Source organism: Haladaptatus sp. HS23, assembly GCF_056892285.1.
Map to the genome: position 1 here is coordinate 384,745 of NZ_JBXGLH010000003.1, position 12,461 is coordinate 397,205.

Consider the following 12,461-nt stretch of genomic DNA (forward strand, 5'->3'; position numbering starts at 1 on the left):
TAACTGAAGTAGAACGTTCGACGGCAGTAAGCTCGACTCTTCGAATTTGCCTGATTTAGCGGGTTTACTACCGCTGGGCAGTATAAGCGGCAGTGACGCCCACAATCCGTACGAAAAACTGAAGATGCCGTGATTATATTCCGCCCGCTTGTGGCGGTCGTCCATCGTCACCGTTCTGGGACTGCCCGTTGAAGTTCTGGGCGTTGGAGTCGGCGTACTGAACGTTCTCGTTGCTCTGGGCGCTGGCTTGAATCGCGACCGCATCGCCCGACTCAGCACCACTGTCTCCATTTTGAGCAGCGGCTATCTGATTAGGGTTCGTACCGGGTCCTCCATTGTTCCCATCACCCGCACCAATGGCAACACTGGCAGCCACGTTGTCGTCCTGCTCATTCACGTTGAACTGCCCGACTGTCTGGTCTTGTTCGGCGTCTGAGACAGCAGCTTGGCCGCTATACTGTGAGTCTGCCATTGCTCCACCAACCAGCACGGTGCTGGCGACGGTGAGTGCAACGACGAGTGTTACTATCCGATGCATGCCTCTCGACGCTCATCGGTATCTCTGATAAGCCACGACGACCGTTCAGGCCTTTAACACTCAATTCCGAAGCCGATAGTCCAACGGTAATCACGATAACTGCTCGTTTCACTCCCGTTCAGGCGATTCTCCCACGTCTCAGAAACGCCTGCGGTGGAACCCTGATGCATCGATTCATGACTGACATCGGTTTGTGACTGTTTTGTGAGGTCTTCGCCGGTTGGAAAATTGATTGCTAAGATACCTAAAGAAAGAAGAACGCGAGACAGCGGCGACTTCTCGATTCTTCTATCGGGTGAGTTTGTAGAGTTGTAGGACTACAAAGGATGCTAGGTCTCGCGAACATCCTACCTGGAACCATCGAGATAGTATAAGATCCTAATCGGACACCATCGTGATTCAGCACGACATATAATTACGGATGACTAAGCAGAGTAATGAACGGGTCCGTTTCATTCATCATTAAGCTGCTCTTCTGCCTGATTTGATAAGCGGAAGTACAACCTCCCCGGGCCCCTGTCAATCTATGCACAGTTCGTGATGCGTATTTATCAATGATCCAGTTTCCGGATTTCACCGTGACTGGGCCAAGAATTCTTCTGGTCAGGCATCTTCCCGGCTACATTGGGGGTCGGTGTGTCGGCTTCGTCGCACCGCCACGCGAACCGACTTCGAGACGTGAGGCCCAAACACTGGGTCGCCATACTTCTACTCGTTTTCAGTACGCTGTGTAGATTGTTCAGTTATCGAAGACCACCTGTCTATTCTTCATCCGCTCGACCTGCACCAATTGCGTTGATCTCTGCATTCAATTCAGCCACGATCTGGCCAGTCTTGCTCTCAAGGTTGTAGTGGTATCTGCGACCGTTAGCTGTCTCCTCAACGATACCTAACTCAACAAGCTTTCCTATGTGCCGTCGGACACTCTGCGTACTGACACCCGCGAATTCTGCTAACTCAGTCTTGTTAAACTCCTTTCTGGGATCAACCTGGAGGAGTGCATCAAGCATCAAGTGAACACTCTCATGCTGACAGAGATACAACCAGCCGGACGGATAGGCTAGGCGTTGCTCTTTCGTGGTCATGTCATTCGGGGTTTTAGCATCCATACCTGGGTTGCTCATGACTACACCAAAGTAAGGCTAGAACATAAGTATTGGCATGCTAGTCACCACTCAAAGTATGTATTCTCTTACTTTGAAGTAGCAATCTTTATTAACCCTTACATCCGTGTAACATACATGCAAGACACAGAACTAGTTTGTTCTATTATTCGTGTCCTCGTTACTAACCACGGATATGGGAAACCACTTCCCGCTGACGTGGTTCTCAATAAAGCGTCTTATCCCCCGCACAAAGGTGGTGCTGCGAAGAAATCTCTCGAAATCGTCCGACGACAATCATTCATTATCGACCACGGGAACCGGGGAATCATGCTCGATAACGGCGAATTCGGTTCTCTGGTCCAGTTCCTCTATGACAACTGTGGATGGGACGAATTTGAATTGAAACTCCGAATCAAGCACTTCGAAGGGTGGAAAGAAATCGATTGGGATTGACGCAGTGCCCGTTTGGATGTCCGGATTGTACGGTCGCGCCGATCAGCGCTAGTTTTCTATTTGCATGTGTTGAGTTAGTATACAATGCTAACTCTGACTTCTGAACGAGATCAGATCATGTGAATCGTTCAATTTCGTGTTTATCTACAAACGTGCAAATCAAACAGGCGATAACCCCCGAGACTACCGAAATCACCCGATTCAACATCTCGATAGCGTCGTCCTCAACCTCAATATTGTATGAAAGTCAAGAGTAACACGCAATGAGGACGGAACGGAAAAAGATGGGACGTTCAATGTCTGGCTCAGTCGGGAGGAGTATCGAGCGATCCCCCGCTCCGCTGATTCGTTCGAACACGAGATAGCGATTCGATTGATGGGCGACTGTGGGCTGCGCGTGACTGAAGTGCTGGGCGTCACGCCATCGAACATCTCGCGGATGGACGACGGCCGCCACTACGAGCTAGAGGTCACGAACGGGAAGGATACGACCGGGAGCTACCGAGGTGGGAAGCAGCGCGAGACATGGTTGCCGGTCGAGGTCGAGGCAACGATCAATCGCTACGTTCGGGAAGCCGGTCTTCGGGACGACGACCCCCTGATTGGACGGTCGAAACGGACCGTTCAATACTGGGTTGAGAACGCTGCCGACGAGTCGGACAACGAGGACTATCGACGAGTGTCTACCCACGATTTGCGCCGCTACTGGGCGAACCATCTGCTGGTCGAAGAGAACGTATCACCACGCATTGTGATGGCGCTCGGTGGGTGGTCGAGCTATGATGCGATTGAGCCGTATCTCGCTTCGTGAATCTTGAGTGAAGATTTGTCTGGTTTATCGCGAGGACCAGCGAGTTCGGGCCGGTGCTCAGCGAGACGGACTAATTCGTTCAGTCGTCAGCCGACGCCGACTCAGTGTCCTCGCTCATCGCGACGTCGCCCTCTCGACGTTCACCTGCTAACTCCTCGTATGGATCATACCCTTCAGCACTCTCGTATAGGTGGCAGGCGATGTCCTGCTCTCCGTCGACATCAGATTTCTGTTCCAACGGCGGAATGACTTTGTCACAGACGTCACCAATGTACTTCGGACAGCGAGCCTTGAACCGACAGCCGGTCGGAATGTCGATAACGTCACCCACTTCACCCTGTAGTTCGACTCGTTCACGTCCCACGCCCGGGTCGGGAACGGGAACCGCGTTGATGAGCGCCTGCGTGTAGGGATGTTGGGGATTCTCGATCACTTGATCCGTCGGCCCCTTCTCGACAATCTTGCCCATATACATGATCGCGAGGCGGTCACACATATGCCGGAGCAACGAGAGGTCGTGACTGATGTAGACGACCGAAAGTCCGAACTCGTCGGTCATCCGGTCCAGCAGCGACAGAACCCCAGCTCGAAGACTAACGTCGAGCATCGACACCGGTTCGTCAGCGACGATAAAATCGGGGTCAAGCACGAGGGCACGGGCAATGGCAACGCGTTGGCGCTGTCCTCCGGACAGTTCGTGGGGGTACTGATCGAAGTACTGCTCGGCCGGGAGGAGTTCTGCGAATTCCAGTGCGCGCTGGACGCGTGCAGTCTCGTTGCGGATGTCGTGGATGCGGAGCGGTTCAGCAATCGTATCGTACACCGTCATCCGGGGATTCAGGCTCTCGAACGGGTCCTGAAAGATCATTTGGGCGTTCTGTCGAAACTCTTGGAGCTCTTCGTCGCTGGCCTTTGAAAGCTCCTTGTCGTCGTAGATGATGTCGCCGTCAGTCGGCTCGTGGAGCTTTACCAGCGACATTCCCGTCGTGGTCTTGCCGCAGCCGGACTCACCTGCTAATCCAAGCGTTTCGCCCTCGTGGAGGTCGAAACTGACGCCGTCGACGGCATGAACATATTCCGGTTCCTCACCGGAGACCGACTGCATTAGACTTGCTATCCACCCCTGATCGACCTTGAAGTGTTTCTTGAGGTCGTCGACTTCGAGGAGCACGTCGCTCATTTCAGTCACCTCCGACGTCTTGGGCCGCAGCAGTCTGGTTCCACGTTCGTGCGTCGTCGGCGTATGGCCGTAGCTCCTCGTCGATCTCGTCGACATAGTGGCAGTACGATCGTAGACTGCCGATATGGTGTGCTTCAGGTTCCTCTTTGCGGCACCGATCAGTTGCCATTGGACATCGTTCGGCGAATCGACAGCCTTGGGGAGGGTCTACCAGTTCGGGTGGATACCCCGATATGGACAGTAGGTCTTGGTCCGACATCCGGATGTTTGGGAACGCCCGCTTCAGGCCGATCGTGTAGGGGTGATACGGGTGATCGAATATTTCTTCAACCGATCCCTCTTCGGCTACTTTCCCAGCGTACATTACGAGTACGCGGTCGCATGTCTCGGCAACGACGCTCACGTCGTGGGTGATGACCAGCATCGAGGAGTTAATCTCCTGTTGAATTGTGTTGATGCGTTTGAGGATCTGATCCTGCATGATAACGTCCAGCGCCGTGGTCGGCTCGTCGGCTAACATCAGCGACGGTTCGAGCACGAGCGCCATTGCAATCATGGCGCGCTGGCGCATTCCGCCGGAGAACTGGTGGGGATAATCGTCGGCACGCTCTGGGTCCAGTCCCACGAGCTCGAACATCTCTGTTACCAACTCATCGGCCTCAACGCGGCCCGTGCCTGGCCGATGCGTCTCGACTGCCTCGACGATCTGCTCGCGGATAGTGTACACCGGATCCAACGAATTCATCGCCGACTGAGCGATCATCGATATCTCTTCCCACTTGAGCCGCCGGCGTTGGGCGCCCGTCATGTCGGTGAGGTCATCGCCCTTGAACTCGATACTGCCATTATTGACGTATCCAGCGTCGGGGAGAATGCCAATTATCGCTTTCGCGAGCGTGGTCTTACCGCACCCCGACTCGCCGACGATACCGAGGTTCTCTCCCTCTTCGAGTTCGAACGATACACCGTCGACTGCCTGTGCGGGACCGTCTTCCGTTTCGTAATAGACTTCGAGGTCGTTGACTTCTAGTAGGGTCATTGTAGTTTGGGATTGGTTATCTCTTCGTAGCCGCGGCCGATGAGGAAGCCGCTAATCACGAGTAGCCCGATACAGATTCCCGGCGGTACGAACCACCACCACGCACCGAACTGGAGTGCTGAGTACGCTCGCGATGCCTGGAGCATCGTCCCCCACGAGACGGTGTTCGGATCGCCGAGACCGATGAACGAGACACCCGCCTCGGCCAGGATTGCCCATGCGATGCCGAACGAACCGTATAGGAACGTTAGCGGCAGGACGTTCGGGGCGAGATGCCGACTGATGATGTGCCAGTCGCTTGCACCGGCAACCTCCGCAGCCTTCACAAACGGCCGCTCGCGGAGTGAGAGTGATTGGGACCGAATAACCCGAGCGGTCGAGCGCCACTGGAGGATAATCAACGCGAAGATGATATTCCAGAGGTTCGGCCCAAGCACCGCGACGAGGACGATGACGGTCGGCAACAACGGCATTCCGTACAGGAAATCGACGAGCCGCATGAGCGCATCGTCAACCTTTCCGCCGTAGTACCCGGCGACAAGACCGACAAGCGTCCCGATGCCGGCGGTGAACACCGCTGCAATGAGCCCGACCATCAGTGCCGCCCGCGTTCCGTACACGAGTTGGCTAAAGATGTCAAACCCTTCTGCGGTCGTCCCAAGAAGGTAGGAATTGTCGGCGCCCAGGAGCGATGGTTTAGCCCACTTTTGGATGATTATTCCGGCGTCACTCTGATACTGACGCTGAAGAGGTGGATGGTTCGCGATAAGCGGCGCAAAGATGGCAACGAGGACGAACCCTGCCACGACTATCAGCGAGAGTTTGACCGAGAGCTCACTGGTCAGCTTTTCCCAGTGGTCGCGAAGCGTTCCACGCCAGAGATGGGCTGTTCGTCGCCACTTATTGATCTCCTGATCGGACGATCTGTCGTCGAGGTCGGTAAATATTGACTGTCTGGTTTGTTCTTCTTGTGCCATTGTTTTAATCGTAGGTTACTCGCGGGTCGAGATATCCGTACGCCAAATCGGCGATGAAGTTCAGCGTGATGATGGTTGCGGCGAGGACTATGAACGTCCCCTGTGCGACGGGGAAGTCCCGCCGAAGCACTGCTCGCACCATCTCACGCCCGAGACCGGGCCACGCGAACACCGTCTCGATGAGGACACTCCCGCCGACGGCATAGCCGAGGGCGATGGCCGCCGCGGTGACGATGGGCAACAGCGCGTTCCGTGCGGCGTGTCTGAACATTATCGTCCGCTCTTTCAGCCCTTTCGCGCGGCAAACGTCGATAAAGTCCTCCGAAAGTACTTCGAGCATGCTGGAACGCATGATGAGCAGCGGATAGCCCATGAAATAGAACCCCAACACCAGTGCCGGAGCGACAAGGTGTTGCAGGAAATCGACGGAGAATACCATCTGCCAGAATCCCGTACTTTGAGATCCCAGACTGGTCATACCACTCATTGGGATGATGTTAAGGCCTGCACCGAAGATCCACAGGACGATAAGTCCAACGTAGAACGTGGGAACGCTCCGTGCGGTCAGTGCGACGATGACTGCATTTTTCTCAAATCGGGAGCCACGGTACCATCCCGATAGGATGCCGAGCGTAATGCCGATCGCGTACGCCGATATGAACGCCGTTAGCATGAGTATGAGCGTGTTTGGCAGATAGGTCCCAATGACGTCCGTGACTGGTCGTTTCGAGTGGAACGATTGACCGAAGTTCAGCTGTATCAGATTCTCAAGGAACTTGATGTACTGAACATGCAATGGCTCATTGAGGCCATAACTTGCGATTATTTTTCGACGCGCTTCCTGCGTCATTTGCGAGGAAACCACATACGATGTTGGGTCACCCGGCATGAGTCGAAACAGGCCGAAGAGCACTGTTGCGACTGCCCAGAGCGTCACGATGAGCTGGAGTGTGCGTCTGATAACAAAACTTGCTTTTCCCATAATTTATGTTGTATTTTCTCAGTTGATTTATGTGAAATTCTGAACGGAAGTCGGTTCCCCCAGCTTAGTTGCCGCTCGGCGCTTGAAGCATGTCCTTGTCATTCCACGTGTAACCGGCCTCCTTAAGTCGGCTTCGAGCGGCTTTTTTGCTCTCTTTGTACTCGGTCACATCATCGGTGTGGAGCTTCCCGAACGCCGACGAGACGACGTTGCTGCCGGGGTCCGGGAAGCCGAACAGAATCTGTTTGACAATGGGTGTTCGCGGAATGGATTCGACGAGTGCCTTGCGCAACTGTACGTCGTCGAGACCCTGTTCACGCTCGTTCGGTGTGAACATCCAAAACGTCGGTGCGGTTTGGAACTTCGTGCCAATACTCTTGTGATTTTGGTTCTGGTCGAGACTGCGGTCGATGCGGCCGAACGGCTCGTAATTCAGATCGCCGTTTTTGAGGTTCTCCCACACCGTCGACGCTTCGGGAATGACGCGCCAGAACCGTTTTTTAAAGGAGACAGGAGCGAAGTGTTTGTCGAACTTCTTCATTCCGAACTCACTGCCCTTTTCCCAGTAGTCGAACATCATTGGGCCGCTACCCACCGGTTTCTTGATGTTTGCTTGACTCGGGTTCTTCCTGTCGGCCCATTTGTGCTCGGGGATGATGGGGATGAGGTTCGCGACTGCGAGGTTGAACGGCCCCAGCGGTTTGGACATCTTGATTCGAACCGTCGACTCGTCGACAGCTTCGGCGCTTTTGAGGTACTCCACCTGCGTCGAATACAGCGGTACCTTGTTATCGATGATGTAGTTGTACGTAAACGCGACGTCCTTGGCGGTAAGGTCCTTGCCGTCGTGCCACGAGTGGTCTGTGCGGATCGTGTACTCCATCGTGGTTTCATCGACTCGCTTCCAGTCTTTAGCGAGGCTGACCTTCGGGTCTGGTTCGGCCTTGTTGTTGAGCTGAACCAAGAAGTCGTACATCATGTTGAACTGATAGACGTGCTTGCTCTCGTCATTGTGACCGAGCACGTTCATCGTCGAGAGTGTTTCTGGCCAGTAGCCCTTGAGGGTGTCCTCGCCGCCTTTCATCTCCAGATTTATCATCGTCCAGTAGGAGTTGAACCCGTTTGCGAGGTCCGCTTGCCAGTTGCCCACCTGGTTTTTGTTGTAGATGGCTGCCTGCGGCATTTGCGTAATTGGCATCATCGGCACGTCGTCCATCACCTTTTTTTGTATCTTATGGGCTAGATCGACTCGCTTGCCAGAGTCCGGTTCGGCCAGGTAACTCTCCATTTGCTTGTCGAGGTCGGGGTTCTCATAGCCGGAGTAATTCCCTTTCCCTGGGCCGGTGTTATTTGAGTTAAATAAGTTGTTTAACTCCGTCACCGGTTCTGAAACGAAGAACGTGTGCCATGTTGCGAAACTGTAATTGTATTCCTGGGAGACGCGGCTGAACAGGGTACCCCATTCGAGCACGTCGACATTCATGTTTAGTCCGAGATCGCTGAACTGCTTTGCGATGAGGTTTATCGCGTCGTGTCTCGGTGGGTTGTAGCTTTGGGCATTATTGACGTACGTGTAGGACGAGAGGCCCTTGCCTGCTTTTGCATTGCCTGAGCCGCCGGACTGATTTCCGTTATTGTTTTCGTTATTATTAGAACCGCCACCAGAACACCCTGCTAAGGCCGTCATCCCCGCGACACCACTTGCGGTTGCCGCTTTTAGAAATTTCCGCCGCTTGACCTGGTTGTCATTCTCTGCCATAAGGTCAACTTACCCAAACCTACCATAAAAACCTTTCCCACCGATTCGGAATCTGGACAATAGAGAGCGTAATTTGAGCTTCCGATAATTCAATATCTTTTGTATATATAATTACTCCTATAAACTGTGTTTTATTCATCGTGTGAATCAATCTAGCCTCGCTTGTTCCCATCGTGAACACGTCTGTAAGCGTAGTACCCTCTGTTTGGAATCATGGATATGACGTCTAAATATCAACCATCTATCTAGAAACTGAAAGCGAAAATCAACATCTATCTATTTTAGAATTGATATTTGAGTGTTATCTGTGGGTTGAACTCCCTCGCTCTCACTGTCGTTCCTGTCCCACGATTGTCCTCGTCTATGCGCGAAATTTTGAGCAAATCATTCTATAATTTTCCCTACCATAGAAACATTAACGAAGAGGTCGTCTGCTCTGTGTGGAACGTAGAGAGTTCATCGCGATAGTCAGTACTGGTCTTGGAATCAGTATGGCGGGTTGTTCTTCCTTGGGGGAATCAGAGGAGGAGACATCAACTACTGAAACAACTACCACAGCACAGCAAACGACTCGCACAACAGAGCAAACGACGACAGCGACTACCGAACAGACCGAGACGACTACGACAAAAGCAGGTACGTCAAACGGACAAACAACGAGTAAGACTCTAACGCTGGGGGAAACAGCGACCTTCGAGAGTGGTCTCACAGGAACTGTACAGAAATTCCAGATCAAATCGGAGTATGAAGATTCAGGGACGACACAATCCACAGATCAGTCATTCCTCTTTGTGAAATTCATCGTTGCAAACCCTACAGACTCCTCACAAAAAATCCCGTCTAATATGTCGATTTACGTTTTTGTAGGAGGAGATCGATATGACCCAGCTGATTACAAAGGTGCAGTCCGCAGTTTGTACACTACTGGGTCGCTTGAGAGTGGAAAAAAGCGGTCGGGGATTCTCATCTTTGAAGTTCCAGACGGAACAGAGCCGTCGGATGTGACTGCATTTCTCAAATATTCTGCTTCTGACGGGAAAAGGACCCTTCAGTGGACGAGTAACTGACGACGTACTTTTTTAAAAGCGAATTTGGCTATAAGAACTCTCCATTCTTCTGATCTCTGCACTCATTCATATATTCTGTCAAATCAACTATTCTCGTTGGTATTCTTTTCCAATATAAAATCAAATGAATTTCAATGCTGTCCTTACTTTTATAGCGTACATATCATAATGAATCATTGAATTTGGAGGATCATCCCGCCACACTTTGGATGGGAATTGGGTGATTACAGTCGGTAGGAGCCGGATTTAGTCGCCATAACCATCTTGCATTTGTACTGAAGAGGAGCGCTATCACCTTCCTCTCCGTAACGCAAATATTATACCTTGCCTGCTTATTTTATCCACTAACCGTGTCCAGCAACCGCATGTCGGATATTTATCAACGATTCAAAATAAATCCCTCGAAGACTTCTCCACTTATATTTGCAGCAATCTTCGCCGTTGGACTGTTTGCTTTCACCCCGGGATTTGGATTAACTCTCCGTGCAATTGGCCTCCCTGGATATGTTGGGCCACTAATTGCCCTCGGATTGACTATTGGGGGCTATGCACTCTTTGTCCTACTTTCTGGACGGTGGTTCACTGGATCTCTCGTTGCACTCCTCATGCTGACGACCTACGGTGCCAATATCCCTGTCGGAGACACCAGCCAATATCCGATGAATATTGGACCCGCTATTTGGGCATTTCAGGCACCATTAATCGCTGCTATTGTTCTCGGTGTCCGGCAAGACTTGCATAAAATCGGGACATCGCGCGCGGAGATGTTGTTGTTGGGATTCGTCGTTTGGTCAGGGATTGTCGCAATTGTTTCGAATGCGCCACGGCCAGATGTCGCACTGTTCTTCACGCTATTCTTCCTTCAGGCGTTTTTGGTTTTTTCTCTTGTTATCCGAAGTGTTCGGTCTGGGGTCGTTGAGTTCAGGGATATCATTGGAGTGCTTTGCATCACTGCAATCGGCCATGTCTCCGTGGGAATTATCCAATTCGCAAATGAAGGCCCACTTGGACTCCCTGTACTCGGTGAAACGCACAAGATTATTGGAACAATTGGCCTGGGGCCGGTCGTTCTTCGAACCGGGGCGTGGGTGTCTGGGTTTGCTATCGGCGGCATTAACTCACTTATCATCCTCACATTCCCAGCCATTGCCGTGTTCTCCTGGCGTCGTGGCACCTCTATGAGGACTGCTGGTGCACTCTCCATCCTTGCAATGCTCATCGTTCAGCGGGGGACCGCAAGTGACTCCGCACGCGGCGCGATTTTCCTTACGGCACTCATATTCGTTGCAGGGCTGCTATGGCTTCGTCGCGGCTCCGTGCATCAGCTTGCCCGTGTCCAAAACCTCCCTGTGGTTGGACAGGCGCTCTTTGCAGCTGCTATTATTCTCGTCCCCGCGTCTGGTGCAGGATCTAAAAGCTCACCAACTCTGGGCAAACAACCAACACCACCAAACTCATCGTCATCGGTAGGTGCAGCTCCTGGAACAACCCAGTCAACGACAACAACAACAACGACAACGACGACCGCTCCTACACCGACAGCGACTGATACGGCAAATACCACGACCACAGCCACGACAACAACCCCGACCACTACTGCACAGAATACCACTCATCAAACGACCACGACGCCACCCACATCAACGACAACTACCCCGACTACTACTACTCAGAACGGGACGGCAGCAGCGCCGGGTGGCAGTCAGACGACAACGCAAGTTAGTGGCAAGGGTCGGCCAACCGCCACAGACTTGGTGAACAACATGTCGGTTCCGTTCTTTAGCCTTCGGTCGCTTGGGGTGCGAATCGAGCAATGGGCTGCTGGCATCGACCTATTTATGCGAAACCCAATATTCGGAGTTGGCGGCGGAAATTTCATGTTCTATGCCGAGTCTTACGGCCTTTCGAGGGCGTTCAGGATGCATTCACTCTATGTTGCACTCCTCGCAGAGACAGGACTCCCCGGATTCATATTATATCTTGGCGCGGTCTGTGTTGCACTATTCTCGGGAGGTAAACTCCTGTTCTCACGAGACGCTGACCGAATCCTAGTGTTGGCGGTTTGTTGCAGCCTCGTTGGGTTGCTAAGTGCTGCTGCGTGGGGACCATTCCTTGACAAGCTCCCGCGAGTGTTCCCGTTCTGGGCTCTCCTGGGATCGTTGGTCGGCTATTATCACTGGGAGGCTGGGGAACCCTCCTCTCACGTGAGGGCTTAGACAAGGGGTTGAGAGACGACAGATTTCTTCTCGATATCTTTTCCGCGCTGAATCCTTCCAACATGACTTGTCGCATTTATTTGTCGCCTTTCGCCGTCCAGATCCTAACTTTCTGGTGCAGACTGTCTGAAACATCTGTTTTGATCTAAACGATATCACGTCTCTCCGTGACTTTCTATTATGCACTATTTGTAGAGAGGTACGTACAGCTTGGCAATCCAATTCCTGAACTAGATGAATCGCAAGACAAACACGACTATTATCCGGCAATGATCACGACTCGAGTCGCTACTCAGGTGCGACGACGTGCTTTGACTGATCCTTGTCGACTTG

The 12,461-nt window shown here is 52.5% G+C and carries 11 protein-coding genes; 4 read left to right on the forward strand and 7 right to left on the reverse strand.

Features of this window, described 5'->3' with window-relative positions:
* Nucleotides 1-133 precede the first annotated feature (133 nt).
* Together AC1XDK_RS12300 and AC1XDK_RS12305 are read right to left on the reverse strand one after the other, a co-directional pair.
* Nucleotides 134-472, reverse strand: a complete 339-nt coding sequence (locus tag AC1XDK_RS12300) for a hypothetical protein (protein ID WP_483350184.1) — start codon at nt 470-472, stop codon at nt 134-136.
* A gap of 827 nt (nt 473-1,299) precedes the next feature.
* Entirely contained in the window at nt 1,300-1,662 is a 363-nt protein-coding gene (locus tag AC1XDK_RS12305) for a winged helix-turn-helix transcriptional regulator (protein WP_483350185.1), read from the reverse strand.
* 117 nt (nt 1,663-1,779) lie between these two features.
* On the opposite strand from AC1XDK_RS12305, the gene AC1XDK_RS12310 reads away from it, so the two are divergent.
* The gene (locus tag AC1XDK_RS12310) at nt 1,780-2,097 is read left to right on the forward strand and encodes a hypothetical protein (protein WP_483350186.1); all 318 of its coding nucleotides are present in this window, start codon (nt 1,780-1,782) and stop codon (nt 2,095-2,097) included.
* 376 nt (nt 2,098-2,473) lie between these two features.
* Nucleotides 2,474-2,908 carry a tyrosine-type recombinase/integrase gene (locus AC1XDK_RS12315; RefSeq protein WP_483350187.1) on the forward strand — a complete coding sequence of 145 codons (435 nt, stop codon included), beginning with the start codon at nt 2,474-2,476 and terminating at the stop codon, nt 2,906-2,908.
* Between the two features lie 79 nt (nt 2,909-2,987).
* Here AC1XDK_RS12315 and AC1XDK_RS12320 read toward each other — a convergent pair whose 3' ends face one another.
* From AC1XDK_RS12320 to AC1XDK_RS12340, 5 genes are all read right to left on the reverse strand, one after another.
* Nucleotides 2,988-4,088, reverse strand: coding sequence for an ABC transporter ATP-binding protein (locus AC1XDK_RS12320; protein WP_483350188.1), 1,101 nt, complete (start codon nt 4,086-4,088; stop codon nt 2,988-2,990).
* A 1-nt stretch (nt 4,089) separates the two neighbouring features.
* Nucleotides 4,090-5,127, reverse strand: coding sequence for an ABC transporter ATP-binding protein (locus AC1XDK_RS12325; protein WP_483350189.1), 1,038 nt, complete (start codon nt 5,125-5,127; stop codon nt 4,090-4,092).
* Nucleotides 5,124-6,104 (reverse strand): ABC transporter permease, encoded by a 981-nt coding sequence (locus AC1XDK_RS12330; RefSeq protein WP_483350190.1) that lies wholly within the window; start codon nt 6,102-6,104, stop codon nt 5,124-5,126. The genes AC1XDK_RS12325 and AC1XDK_RS12330 overlap by 4 nt, the downstream gene beginning before the upstream one ends.
* Nucleotides 6,105-6,108: 4 nt before the next feature.
* The gene (locus AC1XDK_RS12335; RefSeq protein ID WP_483350191.1) at nt 6,109-7,086 is read right to left on the reverse strand and encodes an ABC transporter permease; all 978 of its coding nucleotides are present in this window, start codon (nt 7,084-7,086) and stop codon (nt 6,109-6,111) included.
* 64 nt (nt 7,087-7,150) lie between these two features.
* On the reverse strand, nt 7,151-8,845 hold the full coding sequence (locus AC1XDK_RS12340; protein WP_483350192.1) for an ABC transporter substrate-binding protein: 1,695 nt from the start codon (nt 8,843-8,845) through the stop codon (nt 7,151-7,153).
* A gap of 440 nt (nt 8,846-9,285) precedes the next feature.
* Between AC1XDK_RS12340 and AC1XDK_RS12345 the strand changes: the two genes are divergently transcribed.
* Nucleotides 9,286-9,912 carry a DUF4352 domain-containing protein gene (locus tag AC1XDK_RS12345; RefSeq protein ID WP_483350193.1) on the forward strand — a complete coding sequence of 209 codons (627 nt, stop codon included), beginning with the start codon at nt 9,286-9,288 and terminating at the stop codon, nt 9,910-9,912.
* A 350-nt stretch (nt 9,913-10,262) separates the two neighbouring features.
* A complete protein-coding gene (locus AC1XDK_RS12350; RefSeq protein ID WP_483350194.1) occupies nt 10,263-12,128 on the forward strand; it encodes an O-antigen ligase family protein in 1,866 nt (621 codons plus the stop codon).
* Nucleotides 12,129-12,461: the final 333 nt, after the last annotated feature.

What these genes read in the sequence shown, in the direction of transcription:
- AC1XDK_RS12330 (WP_483350190.1), bottom strand. Translation starts at nt 6,104, where the DNA reads ATGGCACAAGAAGAACAAACCAGACAGTCAATATTTACCGACCTCGAC.
- AC1XDK_RS12335 (WP_483350191.1), bottom strand. Translation starts at nt 7,086, where the DNA reads ATGGGAAAAGCAAGTTTTGTTATCAGACGCACACTCCAGCTCATCGTG.
- AC1XDK_RS12310 (WP_483350186.1), top strand. Translation starts at nt 1,780, where the DNA reads ATGCAAGACACAGAACTAGTTTGTTCTATTATTCGTGTCCTCGTTACT.
- AC1XDK_RS12300 (WP_483350184.1), bottom strand. Translation starts at nt 472, where the DNA reads ATGGCAGACTCACAGTATAGCGGCCAAGCTGCTGTCTCAGACGCCGAA.
- AC1XDK_RS12315 (WP_483350187.1), top strand. Translation starts at nt 2,474, where the DNA reads ATGGGCGACTGTGGGCTGCGCGTGACTGAAGTGCTGGGCGTCACGCCA.
- AC1XDK_RS12325 (WP_483350189.1), bottom strand. Translation starts at nt 5,127, where the DNA reads ATGACCCTACTAGAAGTCAACGACCTCGAAGTCTATTACGAAACGGAA.
- AC1XDK_RS12340 (WP_483350192.1), bottom strand. Translation starts at nt 8,845, where the DNA reads ATGGCAGAGAATGACAACCAGGTCAAGCGGCGGAAATTTCTAAAAGCG.
- AC1XDK_RS12305 (WP_483350185.1), bottom strand. Translation starts at nt 1,662, where the DNA reads ATGAGCAACCCAGGTATGGATGCTAAAACCCCGAATGACATGACCACG.
- AC1XDK_RS12320 (WP_483350188.1), bottom strand. Translation starts at nt 4,088, where the DNA reads ATGAGCGACGTGCTCCTCGAAGTCGACGACCTCAAGAAACACTTCAAG.